The following is an 18,915-nucleotide window of genomic DNA, read 5'->3' as shown; positions in this document are numbered from 1 at the left end:
ATTATATATATCATACTTTTTCCTATCGTTCGCCTTTCTCCTTATCTTCAATGTAATGCTTTCATTTGAAGCATTGAGATATGACTCCCTTTCTATATCTAACCTTTAGCTTTATAGACTACTAATATACCTGCGGATCCAGAATAGATTAGTCTAGAAATAAATGAGTTTTATCTATTTACAATGATCTTTGTACATATCTCCATCTATCTTATGGTAAGTAGGTAAAAAGATAAATAAAACTTACAGGTGTGAAAGATTCTTAGAACTTCTTATAACAAATAGAAAAAAGCATAAACCCAACCATGGTGCTATATAAAGAATTTCCCCACGTGTTAGGTGCTGAAACTATGGAATTATTTCCTTAATGAGGAACAGCAATATACTAATTATTAAATCTCACCCTTTTGAATGTTGAGTACGAATCAATGGGTATAAAGTTGTGCTTAAACAAGCCATTGAATTAATAACCAAAGATCTCATCTTATCCCATTGGAAAGTAATATTTACATCATATAGAGAACTGGAACTGTTCCTGTTCTCTATGTAAAATTTAACAATGTAATACGTAATATTCATGATATAACAGCGGTTGTTAGTGACACTTATTTCTTTCGAAATAAATTTGTTATAGAGTTGTACTATGAAGATGATTTCTCCTTTTCATAACGAGGGGATCAGTTTTATATTAATTACGTTTTAAAGGGCCGACAAAATAATAGACGTTAAAAGCTACAAGATTGTTGAGACAAGTACTGACATTATTATGTAGTGAAAGAATTCGAATGAGACCGCCATTTCTGACAGTTTATTTTCAATACTAAATAAAAAATTATACTGATTAACATAAGTGATTGAAACACAATTCAATATAGAAATATACAATTCATTTATACTTAAGATACATGAATTGTAATATAAAACCGATCAACAATTGAGGCTTCCCCTGACCATTCTTGCCAATTTTTTATATAAATCTCATATACCCCATCCTTAGTGGTACGAAGTTGAAAAATTCTTAAACCAGATGAACCAATACCATTATTACTTAACTTAAAATCATCTTGTACTAATTTAATACCCTCTATTTCTTCTAATGCCCATCGATATCCTGTTGTTGGATTTTCCTTTAATTGTATAGAAAAAGTATCTCCTATACTCATAGTAACAGTACGTCCAGAATCTTGTTTGGTTAATATCATAATTCAACACCTCCTTGCTATATACATCCATCCTCACTAATGACTAAGATACGTTTTGGATGGATGTATATAACTTAAATGTATTATAATTATCCTATGACTAAAAACGTACTTGTATAATACTTTCTCACTTCAATTGGCAACAAAATAATCCAATATAGCTGCATTTAACCATTTATAAGTATTCTCCTCGTAATATAAAGGTCTTAAATAGCATCCACACCATGGTTACACCAATGATCTATTCCACATTCTCCATATGCTATACGGAAGAAACCTTGTTCGCCCCAAGTGTTGTTCCAACTATTTTTACAGATCCAGCAGCCTTGGCTATCATCATAGCCAACTATCGATATACAATGTCCTCCAACTTGATTACCTGTGACATGTTTGTATACGCCTTTTCTATAACTTAAAAAATCTTGGTAAACAATTATAGCTGCGCTTACTGGTCCTTTAGTAGATAACCACTCCTTAATTTTTGCAGGGTTCCCCGTCAATTCTGTATAATTTTTAATTTTTGTAAGGCGATTATTTGAATCCGTACATAATCCACTACAATCTTTTTTTGTTAGCCCTTCATCATATGGATAGCAAGATTCATCAACAACTCCTTTGGTTTTTAAAGCCTCATAAGCACTTGGAGGCCACCATCCAGTACTACAATTTCTACCTTCAGCTTGTCCATGACAGAAAAACAAATGAGCCTCACTAAAATCGACTTGAAGATTTGGATCATTGTGTTGCATGCGTAAGCTCGCTTCTACAGTGGCTATTGTTCCAAAAGAAACGCATGAGCCACAATCTTTTTGATTTTTTATTGATGTTACAAAATTTTTCCCATTTATATTTCGCAAGTCAAAGACAGGAGGTAAATTTACTGCTCCTAAAGTCTCAGTTTGGATGGATTCTAAAATGGAAGGTATCTTTTGTTCAATTTCCGTAATACTTGGTGCATTCGTTGGAGGTGTAAGCCCTAACCAATTTTGTTGTTCTTGACTTGTAAGTAATGATAAATGTGTTTCTTCTGCTTCCCAGGTTGCATTAGCCTCAGCTAGCTTTCTTTGTAATTCTTCTACATTTATTTTACCGATATCCATATAAATCATCTCCTTTTTATATAATAAAACACAAATCAAATGTATTATTTATCTAAAAAACTAAACTATACATAAGAAACGTTTATAGATATATAAGAATATTTTCATAAACTACCAATTTAAAATCACTCTCAATTAATACATAAAATAGATATCATTAACAAATCATAACTTTACAACGATATTAAATTAAACTGGAGGTTTTAAAAGTCATGCCCTTGTTTAAATATGGAGTATTAAAAGGTAAAGTTTTTGATGTGAGACCCGTAAATTCAAAGGATCGTACACCTCATTACGAAGTACATATTAAAGCTGCTGGTAATGATTATCGAATTGCCATCAACGTTGCCTCTCAAGATAGTCCTTCAGAGGTTTTATACTATGTAAGTGAAGATTTCAACTCAGAACAAATCACAATTATTCCAACATTAGAAGAAGGATTTACACAAGTCACCAACGATAACCAAGACATTGCATTAGATTATGTTCGTGGTAACCTGTTTGATCCAACAAAAATGATTCCCCTTCCTGCAACAGAAAATGGACCAGATAATGATTTAAATGAGAAAGTGAATCGATATATTAATGAAGCTAAAGAGAAGAATGCTACTGTATACGCTTACGGGGAAAAATTCAAAAATGAAAAAAATAAGGATAAATATTTTGGTTTTTCACCAGGTAGAGGTATTCATGATATTCATATGAATCAAGGCAATAGCTCTAATTGGAAAGGTGACGATGGAATTTGGCAAGATGGCGGCATCCTTATTCAATTTGAAGAAGAAAAGAGATGGGTAGGTATGTTTCTGGCATTTCAATCTCAATCTTGGTGTACAGATAAACAAGGACATGCTACTAAACCAGTTAGTGAATGTAATCATACAAACAGCAAAAAAAGCTTGTAATTGATTATAGAAAAACGATTAAATCTTTACAAACATTTTGGATGCTTAGTATTTGGTATTTTGACGTTTGCTATCTTCTAAATTATAAAACTTAACATATACCTCTTTTAATGTATTAGGTTAGTTAGGTTCTGTATTAGGTCCAGCCTTTATTGTTTTCCGGCAGAAGACTCCTTCCTCAAAAATGTGAAGGTGTGAAACACCAATTTTAGGTGGGAGATGAATGTCGATTAGCATAAGCCAACATATTTGCTATCATTTACTTGTACAGATTGCTCTTCAACGTTCTATCGCCCCACGCTTCTCAAAATTGCGAAAACCAAGCTAAAGTAGGTAGTGTGGTGAGTCAGCGTACAAGATACTTATGTTCTCACCGTAGGGACTGCGGGTAGAGCCTGCTAAGATAACTGATGGATACATCGGTGTTCGCAGGAATCTCCCACTTCAAACAGTCCGTTAGGACGTTAAGTGGTGAGTAGTTCAATTCAGTTGAGATGTTTACTTTAGATAAATTGAATTTAAAATAAATGTTCCGTCAATACTGTATATAATCCTATTTCCATGAATAGAGCAGTTAGCTTTTGCTAGCTGTTCCTTTTTTCAAGTAGTAATTAACCCAAACAAACCTCAAAAAACTTCATGTGTTTCTCCTCTACAATCAACATAATTTTCGACTGTACATACAACCTATAGACTATTATTTACTATTTGTTTTATCGCTTTGTGCAAGTAATACGCAAATTATATATATTCGAACGATTTTAACCTTCTCTCCATTAGGACCAAGCCATGTTATCTTATAAATAATCTCTTCTGTAATTCATTCATTAAATTTTTTCCATTTCCTGTGAACACCTTTATAAAAGTAATTTAGCTAATGGGGTCCCATAACCCCCTTCTACTTGAAGTACAAATTTTTCATTATACTTACTGTTAAAGTTATTGTAAATTATCCTAAATAATATATTCTCTCTACTGGATGTGTTTATATACATTTAACCTTTCTTATTTCCGAATTTTCTGTTTTATATTGAAAAATGAGTTAGAACATATTTTAATAGAGTAAAATTTTGATATGATACTAATTGCTGAATAATATCTTTGGAGAGGATGAAATTGAACAATGAATGTTCATATACAGGGGAACGAGCAAATAACTCATTTATTAAATGAATGGTATCAAGAAATTAGGGCTAGGCATGTAGACGCCGCTCAATTACTTAAACAAGAAATTGAAAACAAAATCCATAATATAGAAGAAAATCAAACGATATTATTATACTACTCACTACTAGATTTTAGACATCAATATTTAATTGATAGCTTAAGTATTTCTAAAGATAGCTTTAAACAAAGTGATGCTTACAAAACTCCTACAGACGATTTCCTTTCATACTATTATCACTTCTTTAAAGCCATTCATTCCAATGTTACTGGCAATCATAGCCTTGCAAAAATACATTACGATAAAGCCGAATACTTGTTAGAAACCATACCTGATGAGATTGAACATGCTGAATTCCATTATGAGTTAGCCATTTTCTATTGTCATACACATAGATCAATTTTATGTATTAATCATGTAATGAAGGCGAAAGATATATTTTCAAAGCATCCTGGATATGAATTAAAAGTTGCCTTCTGTAATAACTTATATGGATTAGCATGCACTCACTTAAAGGAATGGGAATTAGCTGAGGAACACTTTATCTCTGCTATGGATACATTCCAAAAAGAAAATTTAGAATACAATATTTTAATTGTCCGTCACAATCTAGGGTTTATGTACGCTACGCAGAATCTATCTGAAGTAGCATTACGATATTTATCCGAAGTTAATCAGAAACTACCCAGCGATTATAAAGCTGTATTCATTGAAGCTAGAGAGCATTATAAATTAGGAGAACATGAAATTGCTCAAGAATTAATAAAAAAGGGCCTTCAACTCTCTACTCAATTGGGAATTGAAGGTTATATTCATCACTTTAATATTTTAGAAAAAATAAATCTACATAGCTGTGCTAATGATTTAGAAAAAACTGTTTTAGAAGGAATTTCTTATTTTGAACGAGAAGAACTATATGAGTATATAAATGAATATACTGAAAAGTTAGCAACCCAATTTTACAAAGAAAATAATCATAAAAAAGCCAGCTATTATTTTTATGAAGCTAGTAAAGCCAGTGAAAAAAACTTTAAAAAAGGAGCATTAAAATGAAAAAATTAGCGGTTAGCTTACTAGGTATTTTAATTGTTGTAACAGTAACTTTTGGATCAAATTCTTCAACAGGCTCTCAAAGTACCATAAATGTTATTAAATATTCACATGGGCATACTGGATGATGAAAGGAAGGATTATCCCTTCCTTTTTCTTATATTTTAGAATTCAATACGTATCCCCTCCTATATTTATTTATAAAAATTTAAGAAATAAATAATTCAAAAGATAAAATAAAAATACTATAATTAAAAACTTCCATTTGTTTCTTTTCGTTGGTTTTCCAGCATGTTGTATATAAAAAAATAAGGCAATGCCTGCCATGGTAATTAAAAAAATTGATAATAATCCATCATCTGTAATAACCCCTCCATACAAAAAATAAGAAGTCTCTTTTTAAGGAGACTTCTTATTTCTAATACAAACGACATACATAGGCTAAACATACACAATAAAGTCAGGATGATGTACTTTATTGCCTTTTCATCATAACATATAATTTATCATTTTTGTTTAATAATTCCATTAAATAAAACTTTATCAACCTTAAAATGTTTTATAATAAAAAACAAATAAAAATAAAATTAATAATATATTCACTTGATGCAGACGGAATATGCTCAAAAGATATATAGTTCGGTTACAATATCATTCATGATTTTTTAATTTTTTCCTTCCCTTCTGTTAAGAATACTTCAAAACTTGACTGATTACCTTATGTTAATACTTTATATATGCAAAATTACATACTAACCCTTATTGAAAATAATTCTCATTGTAACTATAATGGTTTCAGGGATTGAAATTTTCACTTTCGTTTCAAATCTCACAATATATTAAAGGAGGAAATACTATTATGAAAAAATTGATTTTAGCAGGGGCACTAGGAATTGCAGTATTTTCAGGTATGAACTTACCAGGAGCTGAGGCATCAAAAGCGAGTGCAGCTACTACGAATTTAGAAATTCAAGAAGTCACAAAATACTACTCTATGAGTTCCTATGAAGTGTCTCAAAAAGAATCATTTAATCTTAAAAAAGGGGACGAACTTACAGTCTTTGTACAAAATTCAGGGTTCCCAATTTCTTATACGGCCTTTGATGCAGATAATCAAGTAATTGGCACATTCAATGCTAATTCCCCATATGGTCGTGTATTTAAAGCGCAAAAAGACGGTAATATTTCTGTACAATTTCAAGCAGGTGTAAATTCTACGTACATGAAGAAGATGAATTTTACAGCTAAATTTGCTGTTTCTAAACTTAACCAATAATAAAAAATGTAACGATCCTCTTTAAAAACAAATTAAAAAGGTATATCCCTTCAATGGGATATACCTTTAGTTTTAGTGAATTTTATATTGACCAGATAACTGCTCTTGCGCCATACGAACTAAACGTTTTGTAATTTCTCCACCTACTGAACCATTTGCTCGTGCAGTTGAATCCGGTCCAAGTGTAACACCAAACTCCTGAGCAATTTCATATTTCATTTGTTCAATTGCACTTGCTGCAGCTGCTATTAAGATTTCGTTTGAATTATTATTTTCGCGAATTTGCATTTTTTAAACACCTCCGTTGAATTTGGTAATATCATGCTCTATTTCCAACAAAATATGCAAAAAATTATTCGTTTAGCTATTTTACATATATACCTAAGCTTTCATCTCTTATATAGGAATAGATAAAGGTATAGGTCATACTCTATACCTTTACCTTCTTCTATCCTACTTATTTTTGAATTCCCCTATTAACCCCTGTAACTCTTGCGAGAGCCAATTCAAAGAATTTGCTAACTCTGCAATATCTTGTACATATAGTTCTTGCTCTTTCATACTTGTCTCCACATTACTACTGCTATTCACATATGTATTTGCAATATGTGATAATTCATTTACAAACTGAACAATAGTTTGATTATCTTTTAAAATGTCACTTGAATGATTCGAAGTCGCTTTAATTTGATTTGTAACAGATTGTGCAGATTCTGAAATCTTTTCAAAAAAAGCACCACTACTTTGAACTAGTGTTATTCCTGATTCTACTTCCTTTGAACTCTTCTGTATGGATCTTACGGCTCTCTCTGCTTCAGCCTGGATTTCACCAATTAATTTAGCTATATCCCTTGCAGATGCCTCAGTTCTTTCCGCTAATATACGTACCTCGTCCGCAACACCTGAAAATTCTTCCCCCATCTCTCCAGCACATGAGGATTCAGTAGAAGCATTTAAAGCTAATGAATTTGTTTGATTTGAAATGATTGTAATTGCAGTAAGAATTTCATAAATTTCCTTAGATCGTGCTTCTAATGCATAAATACTAGAAGGTACATCCTGAACTGTATCTTGGATTCTTTTCATTTGATTCACGGTTTGCTTAATCAAATCTTTTCCCTCTACAGAATGCTGTTCCATGTCTTCCAAAGCATTGCCAACTTGTTTTGAAGCTCCTTTAATTTCTTTCATCTTACTTTCCATTTCTTGAACAATCCCTAAACATTTTTGCACTACATATTCATGAGAATGTGCTCCTAAATTTAATCCTGTAATAGCACTTGCAATTTCTTTAAAGGCTATGCTATTTTCTTTTGTACTTACCGACAATTCCTGTGAAGATGTCAAAACCTGTTCAGCAGTCTGCCTTACTTTATCTATAATCCTATTAAACTTTTTAATAGTGTTATTAAAATAGATATTAGTTATCCCTATATCATCAGATCTTTCATTCAATTTAATACTTAAATCCCCTTCACCAACTTTACGTAACCCTTCTTGTAAATCCTTTAAAGGCGATAGAGAGTTTCGTGAGATAAATATTTGAATTGTAATTGCGATTGTTAATGAAATTATAATAAATAGTAAACCTTGTATCATAAATTGTTTCTTTGTAAGAGGAATAATAGAAGCATCCAAATCCGCTGCAACAATTGAAATTATATTTTTATTTTCATCTGTAACTGGCTCTAAAATTGTTACCCAGAACCCTAATTCATCTTCATACACTTCTGTCATTTGTGCCTGTTTTGTTTGTATTACTTTATCATATGTTTTCATCCAATAAGTAGGCTGCTCATAATATTCACCTGGTTTTACAGAAACAGTATTTGCTAATTCTGTATCCAAAGCTACTATTTGTAATTCAGCTTTATCATTTAGCTTGGCTCCTGTAACATATGTTTGCCCAACACTTTTCATATCTTTTATAGATTTATCTAATTGCTCTGTCAATTTTTCTTTCTTCACTCTTTGAGCTGTGGGGTCTTTTGATACATCTCTTACTATTTCTAGATCTAATTGATTTAATACCGCAGCACCTGTTTCAAAAGACTGCCTCTCAAATATAGACATCATACTATTTTGAAACATATTAAAACTTAACGCTCCCATACTTCCAACAAGGGTCAGAATTACTAATACCGTTAGTAATACATTTTTCTGAAGCAACGATAGCTTATGCCAATATTTTTTCATTGATTTCACCTTTCTTATTTTCAACAATACAAAAACAAAGTAGTAACATATTAAAAGGTTCTCTTTCTGTTATTAATTTAAACTTTAAAATAGCATACTAATCGTTCAACCAAACGTTCCATTTTTTTTCATTTACAATTGCATCTTTTATATGTCCACCTGCTCCTGGAAATCTATTAAAAGGAAGACGTAATACTTCTACTACTTCATCTTTTCTATTTGTACTGATTTCTTCTAAATCAATTATATTAAAGGGTTTGCCTATAATAATTGCTATAATGTTTAGTGGACTCCTAAGACTATTTAAAATTCCATATTTATCTCCTAAAGATTTTCAAATTAGATTTGTTGCAGTACCTTCAGCGAGGATTTTTTATACTATCGTTGGTTTTAAATAAAGACAAGAATTTTTAAGAGCCTTATCTTTAGTTATCTTTATCTTGCTCAAAAATAAAATCTGAAAGTTTAATTCAATCTCCTATTTTATAACTTTTTCCCTTATTTTTCTATAACATTATAATATTTACCTGTACAATCTAAACTTAGACTCTTTTGGCCTTTACTCTTCAATTGTCTTAAATTCATATGAGGTAGCGCAGAAAGTAAATTTTTAATAAAAAACTTTTGTATTAAAAAATGCAAAAATACATACTCCTCCAAAACTATATGCACTTAAATATTCATATAGTAAAATAAACAGTACAAGCGTGTCCTATACAGCATATTTCCTTAAGGGGCTTGATATTATATTCATCATACAATTGGTGTGACCTTAATATCTCACTTAGCTCTTTAATATTTTAATATTAACAATATAGTGTTAATATATCCCTACTTTATCGCTACACCTACATATAAGCCAAGGATTCAATTACAGAACGGTTTTCATCAATAGTAGACGAAAACATGTCAAACAAAAAGAGACTCAATTATTTATTACTTTTCGTATAGATATAATAAAAGATTATAGGAGAAATATATATGCTCAAAAAAATAAATAGATTTATGTTTGCTTTGCCTACAATTTCTTTTGTTTTTCTTATTTTATTAGGATCATTTTTATTTGTAATACCATTAGATCTATTCTTACCTGAAATACAAAAAAACCCAATAACAGAAGCACCTCTTATTCTTCAAGTTTTATTAGGGGTATTAGCGGTACCTATATATGAAACAGTAGTTTTTCAAGTATTTTTATTTTGGCTATTAAGTTGGATTCCTTACATTAAAAATCGCGATTACCTTATCATTTTAATAGCTTCAATTATATTTGGATTAAATCATCCATATGGAATCACTTATATAGTTGGTACAACGATAATTGGACTTTTATATAACTATGCTTATTGGGTATATAAAAAAAAGAATGAAAAATATCAGGTTACCATGTCTGCTTTTGGGGTTGTTTTTTTGATTCACTTATTACATAATTCTATTGCTTTTATAGCATCAAATTTATAAATATTTTAAAGATAATATAGATTAATGAGTTATGCTTGTACTTGTTAGAGGTAAGAGACACGATATAAGAATTAAAGAGAGGATAATTCGCTAATAATTCTAATAGTCTTGTTTCAGTTTGTTTATTTGAAGAATACAGAGAGAGGGCCCTGTCAGGTAAACAGTATTTTCAAAGTATAGCTAAGCCACCTGAGTCTATATTTGTATGGACTCAGGTTATTTAATTTCTTTTGAAATGTTTGATGGTTATAAAATTGTATATATTTGCGGACTTAACATAGATGAAGAAGTCTTTGTTATATGCATTATCCTAAAAGTTTTACTTTCGCGACATACTTTCCTTCATTTTTCTAACATCCCATCCTCTTCTTCCAATCGTTTAGTCTTAGTACCCGAACCTTTAGGTTTCATTCTACCTAAACATAACCCTTTTGTTTTCCCACGTTCTTCTTCTAGTTCTTTAATACCTAAAGTTTCGAATCATTTCATTTAACGTCTTACAATGGGAGAATAAATGGCTATTTCTTTCTTAACAGTTTTACATCTTCTTTTAAGTATAAACGCACTTCCTTTTCCTTTCATTTTGTATAGCAAGTAATTCTAATTTACCCCATAGAAAAATCCCCTCCATAATAAATAGGTTAATGTGTTTTCTTTTTCCTATCTACTATGAGGGGAGAATAGCATACTAAAGATAGCTTCTTTTTTGTAAATGATCTAAGATTCTAGTGCAGTAATTAATTGCTGACGTTCTTTATCTCTAAAAATTTTAATTTCATGTTTAAATTCATAATTTCCTTCTTCAAATCTAACCCATTCCTTACTTGTCCAATATACAACATCTACATTTGCATCTAAAATTACAGAACATATGTCTACTAATTCTTCTTCATAAAATGGTGCTTCTTTTGCTAGTTCAAAAGCTAGTACTTTTGGATCCTTACTTTTAATTTGAAGTTCCCTTGAAGTTTGCCCTAAATACTGCCATGGAGAATATAGGGATTGCACATGAACATTTCGAATTTCTTTAAACTGTGATGGAGAATGTATTGTAGCAGCAAATGTAGGTTTGCTCACTCCTATTGTTGCACCTAAAGCAATAGAACTAATAATAAGTTTTTTAATCATTTTTTTCAGCCCCTTTAATTATTTTGGATATGCTTCATTTTTATACTACGTTCATGTTTGTGTAAATGAAGATGATTTGACATGATTCATCATTTTTTTCAAAAACTGAATATTAATTAACCATTATAAATTTACCCAAAACAAAAAAGTTTCCATAAGGAAACTCTTTTGTTTTGGGTATACATTATATGCATAAAAATTAGTTTTGAAAATAGTTACTTATTTGTTGATAAAATTGTATATGGATATTTTCCCTACTATTTATCTACACATCTCATGCAAAGCCTCACTACAACATAAACAAATTCTTCTTATGACCGCGTTTCTTCTTACGAAATTAAGTGATTGTTTCAATAGCTGCTTTAGGAATCATAGAATTACTTTCTTTCTCAGCCCTATTATTCTGTTCTTTTTCCTAAAATTCCAATATCCCCATTACTTCTTTTGTAAATAGTTTAAAATCAGTTAAATGTTTTTCAATAATTTGACGAACAATATCTAAATTTACACTTTGATAATCATGAACGGCAATATTACGAAATCCAACCATCGCCTTTAACTTATTTGCTAGATCAGCGCTAAGTAATCCTGCTGTAACCAATAAATCAAAGGCCTCTCGACTAGATTGTGGTAGTCCTAATTTTTTTCCCGCAACAATATGCATTGCTAAATCAATACTCGCTTCACAAGCTCTTTGTATATTCAATATTATTGAATCTTGTTTTGTAAAGTCCTCTAAATTTTCAGGGTCATTTCCATACACATCTTGGATTCTTTTTATACAACGCTCTATTGTAGAAATTTTATTTAAAATAACCTCATTCTTCATATATAGAACCTCTTTTCTTTATATCTTCAAATACTACCTGTCGTTCTTCATTCAATTTTGAATACATTTTTAAGGTTTTCATTTCAAAAATAACCTTACGTTTTTCATCCGAACAAAATATTGTCTTTCCTGTATGTATAATCTGAGCTTGAAAAACTGTAGAAGCTTCGGATAAATCAACTAAATCAACATCTCTATGAACAATGTTAGCTAACTCCTGTGCTAATAAAAAACGTTCATAGTTCCCTAATGTTGTGTCACTTACATAAGCTATATCAATATCACTATCTTCTCGTTCTCTGTTCTCAGCCGTTGATCCAAACACAATTATCCAATAGGGATTCACCGTCTCTTGTAATTTTTCTATAATAGCTGTTATCATGCTTTGAAAAATCATTTAATTAATCCCCCTTATTGTACTTGAATTTTATTATATCATAACCAATCTTAAATCCTTTAAACGACTATAAATACGTAAACAAAATTAAGCTTTTTTAGTACTTAACTCCTCACAAAATCAGAAGCTTATTTCTGACCTAAAATTATTATAGTTCAGGGGTAGATATATTGTAGCTTTGGATCTTAAATAATTGTTAATAATCCAACACTTGCCTGTTAAATACCTTTTATATTTTCTTCCTGCAAAAGTAAAAGACTGACAATAACTATCAGCCTCTTACTTTAACAACTCTAAAAAACTTTAGCCTATTTCACAATATACATTCTAATAGTTTGAGGATATATTGCTCTAACAAAGCATTATATATTAATCCACCTTTACTTTTTCTTTTACCTTTGTAGGGAGTTCGTCTTTTTTAACTTCTTCCCAAGATTTCACACCTTTTTTCTCAGAGTAATATATACGTAAAAACGCTTCTTTACGAAGATTTTTTAACGCTGTAAACTCCATTTCTTTCTCATTACCATCCTTATCAAATCCAGGTAATTTATATTCGTAAGTCGTATCCCCATTTACATTTTTCTCTTTTAATTTTTCACCATCCTTGGTAATTTGCACATAATATGTATCTGTACCAAGACGATTTAAATTACACCCGGATAACACCACAGTAAACATCACAAAAACGCTACACATAAGCACTATTCGTTTCATATTATTCACCTCATATCTTTTCTCACAAAAATTATATCCTAATCTATTGGCTGCCAAAATTCATTTCCATTACGCTAACATTACGTTTTTGTAAGGTAGTAAAAACAGCTTAAAATAAAAAGGATATAAATTCATATTTCTATTGAATTCATATCCTTTATTCTTATTGAGTAAACTATTTTGCCCCATGCTTAATAGGAGGTATTTCTATTATTCTGGGAAAATAAAGCTAGAGTCCTCTTCACTATTAGCGGCATCTTCTTTCGGGAATGTAATAGTAGATCCTTCATTTCCCTTATTTCCTTTATTTATTTCTTGTTCCTCAGGAAATACAATGGAAGAATCATTACCTAAGTTTGGTGAAAAACCAAGTTTAGATAAAATAGCTTTTAAGTCAGGTAAAACACCAATTTTATCAGAAGTTGGATCATTGGATTTCGTTCCGGTGCTAGAATCACTTAAAATAGCCCTAAGCTGTCTTGGTGTATATACTCTCCCCTGACTATTTTTTGCAATTCCTTGAATTGATGCTGCAGCACCAGCAATAATAGGCGATGCACTAGATGTTCCAGCAAAACTAGATGTATATAAATTTGTTATAAATTCACTTGGTTTAGCATCTGTAGTATCTACTGCATTCCCCCATCCATACACATCCACTCTACTACCATAATTAGAGAAATATGAACGCTTATGAGGAACCCTTGCAGAAGCTGCCCCAACCATAATTGCCCCTGAATCTTTAAAATCAGGGCTATTACGATTTAAAACTTGTTTACCATTACGGTCTCTAAATTGATCCAAGTCATTTCCGCCATTTGCACCTGCTTCAATAATAATAATTCCCTTATTTGTTCCCATACGAATTGCATCAAATATGTCTGGTTTTACTTCCACAGGAAAATAGTTCTTATCCCCATATCCATCGTAAGTTGCTTGTGCCTCTAGTAAAAGAATATCTCCAGCTTGCATATTGTTAACCGCACTTAAAATAGCATCAGCTGTATTATAATTTCCGTTATCCCTAATCTGAGATACAACCTTTACCTTAGCTTTCGGTGCGATCCCGATTCCACCTATGTTATTATCCTCTGCCGAAACAATTCCTAAGACTGAGGTACCATGATCATGGTGCTCGCTTTTATTCTGTCCAGATATCAGTTCAATCTTTTGATTCACTAAATCCTCATGATTAAATAACCACCCATACTCCATATCTACGAAAGTAGTTCCTTTTCCATCTCCACCTTTTATGCTCCAGGCATAAGGTGCATTAATTCCTAATGGTGCTGGTTCAAGGTAACCTTGTCTTGTAAGTCTAGGCTCATCATATGGATTAACAGATAAATTTGGCAAACGCTCTGCTGGTGGCGCCTCTTCTTCCTGTAAATACGCCGTTTCAACAAGAGATGATTTTTCAACTTTTGTAAGTAATGCTTGTACATCAATATCATCTTGAGCTTCTACAATATAATAGTTTAACAAATTAGAAGAAATTTGATCGGAATCTTTTATTTCTTTACCAAGATTTTTAATTTCTTTAGGATTTAAAGAATTAAAAAGTCGATTTATAGTTACATTTGGATATTCAGCTAAAATTCCAATTAATTCAGGATCTTGTTTTTCTTCTTTAATGAATTTTTCTATTCCATCCTGATATGGTAAATTCGCTTCATTTTTAAATTTCAAAATTAATTGTTTAGTAACTTGCTTATGTACAGTAGAATTCAATTGCTTATTTGAATAATTGTAAGTAGCCGCATAAGCAACTTCTGATTTTTCATTTGGAAGTAGTCCGCCCACCCCATTAAATGCTGTTAATGCAATTGAAGAAACTAGAATTCCCTTAAAAATTTTCAAAACGCACACCTCTTTTTATTTATATATATTTATAAAAAAATGTATATTACCTAATTTCTTTTTATACAAACGTTTTATATGTAGGACTATATTTTCAACCCCATTCATTTTTTAATATTTGTTTATACATCATTAATACAACCAATTCATACCAACAACTTTATTAATTCAGTTACATCACTGTAACCAGTATAGTTACACCTTGTAGAATAGTCAACCTTAAATGCAATTTTGCATGTAAAATCATACATACTTCTACCAACTTACTCCCAATTATTTCAAGAGAAATTGAACTTCTATCATTTTGAGTAATTGCATATATATAATATAAAACATATAAGGGGGGTTAAAACGTGGTAATCTCAAGACAAGATTCCTGGACTGATGATAACGATTTACTTCTCGCATCAACAGTACTTCAGAATATTCGTAACGGTGGAACACAGTTAGCTGCATTCAAAGAAGTAGCAAAACTACTAGCTAGAACACCTGCAGCTTGTGGATTTCGTTGGAATTCATATGTGAGAAAACAATACCAAGAAGAAATACAACAAGCAAAACAAGACCGAAAAATGGGAAACAACATTCCCTTCTCCCCATCACAAATAGAAAAAAACTCTTTGTCTATTACATTAGATGATATTATTCTCTTTCTACAAACTTATAAAGATGTGAATGAATTGACAAAGTTACAAAATCAAATTGAAGATTTAGAAACAGAGAATCAATCTCTTCTACAACGTATAACTATGTATGAAGAAGAGTATCGTATGTTACTGAACCATATCGATAAGACAAGAAATTTAATTGCAGTGGATTAAACAGCATAACTATAATGACTTTTCGGTAGGATCTTCACCTGCCAAAACCGCCATAAATAAAGAAAATTCAGACTCTTGTTAGTAATAATAAGTAAAATACACATACATAATGTATGTGTATTTTTAACTTGAATATTATTAAAAGAAATATTTAGTCTATGTTACATCTTTTCTAATATTTCTTGTCTTTCACACCATTTCGTTAACTTTTCTAACGCCTTTTTAGATAAACGTTTTGTTTTATAATTACAAAATCTAGATAATGTCGATGGAGAAATACTCATTTCATCTGCTATTTCACGAATGCTTACCTTTTTTTCATTGTGTACTTTCAGTATTTGGTCACGGATCTTTTTCTCTATTTGTTCGACTGATTCTACAGTCTTCTTTATTTCTTTAACAACTGTTACTTCGGGTAACTGCTCTTGTGGTTCCTCTATACTCTTCTTTCCTATTACCCTATCCATTGACTGTAGCATTTCTTCAGGTGGTAAAATCGTTATTCCTAAGTTAGTGTAATAATTTTTAAACCAATTACGTTTCCCAATTTGTTGTTCATCCAGTGGATCACTATACTCCCAATGAGAGATTACTTTTTCATTTTCTAAATCCATTAGAACATTTTCTAACTGTTCTCTAATACGATTCGGCTTCCAATCTTTTGGGATATCCATTACTGCTAGTAGTCCTTTGTCTCCACCTATAGAATATGGCTTTTTCAATGATGAATACATTTGTCTAATTCTCCATTGCCATGTTAAGTATCGAATTAATCTTTTATGATATTTGTGTCTATAACTATTGTATTCAAGTGCTTTTTTAGACAATAGGGCTGTTGTATTATTTGATCCATACAAATAATTAGTTAAAAAGCTACCCGGCTTAATACGACAAGATTCAATGCCCATGTATTCATTAGTAACACTATGTCTCCATAAAACAACTGAATCTAATACAAATAATCTTTTGATAACTTCACGCTTTAATTCTAAACGTTCCCCATCATCATCACGGTCATTTAATACAACGACTTCATTATCATCATTTAAATAGATAAAAATACTTGCTAAAGCTGCAATTCTCTTTGCTATCTTAATTTTATCTTCCGCTCTATAGTATTCTTTATTTTTAACAACTGTTTTTGGAATGTTACACATTTCTAAAACTTGTTCATAAGAAAAGTCGATAAAATCATCTGGAGATTTTGCTTCATTGATCCACTGTATTGTGATTGCATCTAAGCAATCTGCCGTTAAATCATCCATATTACTCATTACGTCATCTACAAGGGTATTCCATCGAGCTGCTTCTTCTATATTGGTAAGTCTTAAGTCTTCATCTTTATGTGAAGAAAGTTGAGCTACACCATTAGAAGACCTCGTTTCAATGGGATATTGTAGAACCTTACTTATTTCATCTTCTTCAAATTGATTCTTTGCAATCCCATCTCTTAATTTATAATAAACAGCAGAGTTATTTACCTCGTAATAATCCTCGTGATTCACTATATTTGGCTTATCTATATTTTGATCATTTTCCAATATCAAGGAATTAGAATGTACTACATCTTGAAATTCTTTTTCTATAAATAATTCAATTTCTTTATATATTTCTTCTTTATAAGAATCAATTTTCGCATATATTTGTACTAATGTAATTCCGGACTCTTGCTTTTTCTCTAACCAAGATACTAATGCAGTAAATGATGGAGAAGCATGGGTTGATGTGAGCACCTTATTATTATTGTTTTCAACATCTTTAAAGTATGCATTCCACTTATTCCATACTAGCTCGTTAGTTTTATAAATTGGCTCAGAGATTAACAATGCATCTCGAAACATTTGTAATAAGTTATCCACTTTCTTTTCCTCCCTAAACCATGGATCACAATAAAATAATTCTCAGGATAAAAATCTTAACTACTATTATAGTTAATTTATTGTAACAGATATTTACAAATTTTTGTTTCTTTCTTTCCCTATTCTTCTTTTCTTGCATTTTTTTTGCTCTTTACTTTCCTTAACTCCTCAACTTGCAACAGTTGCTCTTTCTCTTACCTATTTCTACTTACATTCCCTTTGTGCTTTGTTTGCCTTATATTTCTCAACTTGCAACAGGTTGTTCTTCCTCTTACCTATTTCCCCTTACTTACATTCTCTTTGCGCTTTGTTTGCCTTATATTTCTCAACTTGCAACAGGTTGTTCTTCCTCTTACCTATTTCCCCTTACTTACATTCCTTTTGCGCTTTGTTTGCCTTAACTCTTTAACTTGCAACAGTTTGCCCTTTCTCCTACCTATTTCTTTCAACTTGCACACTTTTTGCGCTTTGCTTTCCTTAACTCTTTAACTTGCAACATATTGCTCCTTCTCTTCCTTATTTCTACCTACTTGCATTTCTTTTGCGCTTTGCTTTCCTTAACTCCTTAACTTGCAACACAGTTGCCCTTCTTTTCCCTATTTCTACTTCCTACACTTCTTTTACGCTTTGTTTGCCTTATATTTCTCAACTTGCAACATGCTGCTCTTTCTTTTCCCTATTTCTACTTCCTACACTTCTTTTGCGCTTTGTTTGCCTTATATTTCTCAACTTGCAACAGTTTGCTCTTTCTCTTACCTATTTCTACTTCCTACACTTCTTTTGCGCCTTGTTTTCCTTAATTCTTCAACTTGCAACACGGTTGCTCTTTCTTTTCCCTATTTTCAATCAACTTGCAACACGTTTGCGGTATCCTTTCCCTATTTCTTTCAACTTGCAACAGTATAATTTATTTCTCAACCAAATAATTTTAAAAAAAATCATGTCATTT

16 protein-coding genes are annotated in these 18,915 nt (G+C 31.1%); 6 read left to right on the top strand and 10 right to left on the bottom strand.

The window, feature by feature from the left end:
* Positions 1 to 896 precede the first annotated feature (896 nt).
* Positions 897 to 1,202 (bottom strand): protease inhibitor I42 family protein, encoded by a 306-nt coding sequence (locus MRP26_RS21375; protein WP_167319698.1) that lies wholly within the window; start codon positions 1,200 to 1,202, stop codon positions 897 to 899.
* A 206-nt stretch (positions 1,203 to 1,408) separates the two neighbouring features.
* The gene (locus MRP26_RS21370) at positions 1,409 to 2,302 is read right to left on the bottom strand and encodes a C1 family peptidase (RefSeq protein ID WP_088346532.1); all 894 of its coding nucleotides are present in this window, start codon (positions 2,300 to 2,302) and stop codon (positions 1,409 to 1,411) included.
* Positions 2,303 to 2,514: 212 nt separating this feature from the next.
* Here MRP26_RS21370 and MRP26_RS21365 point away from each other — a divergent pair, with 212 nt between their 5' ends.
* The 4 genes from MRP26_RS21365 to MRP26_RS21355 all read left to right on the top strand — a co-directional run bounded on the left by MRP26_RS21365 (position 2,515) and on the right by MRP26_RS21355 (position 6,698).
* Positions 2,515 to 3,207: a YukJ family protein gene (locus tag MRP26_RS21365; RefSeq protein WP_001127956.1), complete on the top strand. Its 693-nt coding sequence runs from the start codon at positions 2,515 to 2,517 to the stop codon at positions 3,205 to 3,207.
* 1,123 nt (positions 3,208 to 4,330) lie between these two features.
* On the top strand, positions 4,331 to 5,425 hold the full coding sequence (locus MRP26_RS21360; protein ID WP_242806867.1) for a Rap family tetratricopeptide repeat protein: 1,095 nt from the start codon (positions 4,331 to 4,333) through the stop codon (positions 5,423 to 5,425).
* Entirely contained in the window at positions 5,422 to 5,550 is a 129-nt protein-coding gene (locus MRP26_RS30805) for a hypothetical protein (RefSeq protein WP_000732002.1), read from the top strand. Before MRP26_RS21360 ends, MRP26_RS30805 begins: the two co-directional genes overlap by 4 nt.
* 731 nt (positions 5,551 to 6,281) lie before the next feature.
* Positions 6,282 to 6,698 (top strand): hypothetical protein, encoded by a 417-nt coding sequence (locus MRP26_RS21355; protein ID WP_197242030.1) that lies wholly within the window; start codon positions 6,282 to 6,284, stop codon positions 6,696 to 6,698.
* Positions 6,699 to 6,770: 72 nt separating this feature from the next.
* Here MRP26_RS21355 and MRP26_RS21350 read toward each other — a convergent pair whose 3' ends face one another.
* Both MRP26_RS21350 and MRP26_RS21345 read right to left on the bottom strand, forming a co-directional pair.
* On the bottom strand, positions 6,771 to 6,986 hold the full coding sequence (locus MRP26_RS21350; protein ID WP_001167047.1) for an alpha/beta-type small acid-soluble spore protein: 216 nt from the start codon (positions 6,984 to 6,986) through the stop codon (positions 6,771 to 6,773).
* A 165-nt stretch (positions 6,987 to 7,151) separates the two neighbouring features.
* On the bottom strand, positions 7,152 to 8,894 hold the full coding sequence (locus tag MRP26_RS21345; protein WP_242806865.1) for a methyl-accepting chemotaxis protein: 1,743 nt from the start codon (positions 8,892 to 8,894) through the stop codon (positions 7,152 to 7,154).
* Between the two features lie 981 nt (positions 8,895 to 9,875).
* On the opposite strand from MRP26_RS21345, the gene MRP26_RS21340 reads away from it, so the two are divergent.
* Entirely contained in the window at positions 9,876 to 10,355 is a 480-nt protein-coding gene (locus MRP26_RS21340; RefSeq protein ID WP_064532502.1) for a CPBP family intramembrane glutamic endopeptidase, read from the top strand.
* Positions 10,356 to 11,072: 717 nt separating this feature from the next.
* Here MRP26_RS21340 and MRP26_RS21335 read toward each other — a convergent pair.
* The 5 genes from MRP26_RS21335 to MRP26_RS21315 all read right to left on the bottom strand — a co-directional run bounded on the left by MRP26_RS21335 (position 11,073) and on the right by MRP26_RS21315 (position 15,286).
* Complete coding sequence (locus tag MRP26_RS21335) at positions 11,073 to 11,483, bottom strand: hypothetical protein (protein WP_242806863.1); 411 nt, start codon at positions 11,481 to 11,483, stop codon at positions 11,073 to 11,075.
* Positions 11,484 to 11,898: 415 nt separating this feature from the next.
* A complete protein-coding gene (gene hepT / locus MRP26_RS21330; protein ID WP_000787540.1) occupies positions 11,899 to 12,312 on the bottom strand; it encodes a type VII toxin-antitoxin system HepT family RNase toxin in 414 nt (137 codons plus the stop codon).
* Positions 12,302 to 12,709, bottom strand: a complete 408-nt coding sequence (gene mntA, locus MRP26_RS21325) for a type VII toxin-antitoxin system MntA family adenylyltransferase antitoxin (protein ID WP_000577227.1) — start codon at positions 12,707 to 12,709, stop codon at positions 12,302 to 12,304. The genes hepT and mntA overlap by 11 nt, the downstream gene beginning before the upstream one ends.
* Positions 12,710 to 13,078: 369 nt before the next feature.
* On the bottom strand, positions 13,079 to 13,426 hold the full coding sequence (locus MRP26_RS21320; protein ID WP_000822915.1) for a YxeA family protein: 348 nt from the start codon (positions 13,424 to 13,426) through the stop codon (positions 13,079 to 13,081).
* A 210-nt stretch (positions 13,427 to 13,636) separates the two neighbouring features.
* Positions 13,637 to 15,286, bottom strand: a complete 1,650-nt coding sequence (locus MRP26_RS21315) for a S8 family peptidase (protein ID WP_197242028.1) — start codon at positions 15,284 to 15,286, stop codon at positions 13,637 to 13,639.
* A 353-nt stretch (positions 15,287 to 15,639) separates the two neighbouring features.
* On the opposite strand from MRP26_RS21315, the gene MRP26_RS21310 reads away from it, so the two are divergent.
* Entirely contained in the window at positions 15,640 to 16,107 is a 468-nt protein-coding gene (locus MRP26_RS21310; RefSeq protein WP_000237075.1) for an RsfA family transcriptional regulator, read from the top strand.
* A 161-nt stretch (positions 16,108 to 16,268) separates the two neighbouring features.
* Here MRP26_RS21310 and MRP26_RS21305 read toward each other — a convergent pair whose 3' ends face one another.
* Complete coding sequence (locus MRP26_RS21305) at positions 16,269 to 17,966, bottom strand: helix-turn-helix domain-containing protein (protein WP_000369391.1); 1,698 nt, start codon at positions 17,964 to 17,966, stop codon at positions 16,269 to 16,271.
* Positions 17,967 to 18,915: the final 949 nt, after the last annotated feature.

The organism is Bacillus sp. CCB-MMP212, assembly GCF_022748145.1.
In the GTDB taxonomy this organism is placed as follows: domain Bacteria; phylum Bacillota; class Bacilli; order Bacillales; family Bacillaceae_G; genus Bacillus_A; species Bacillus_A cereus.
The sequence above is the reverse complement of the archived record's forward strand: the minus strand, read 5'-3'. Positions and strand labels throughout refer to the sequence as shown.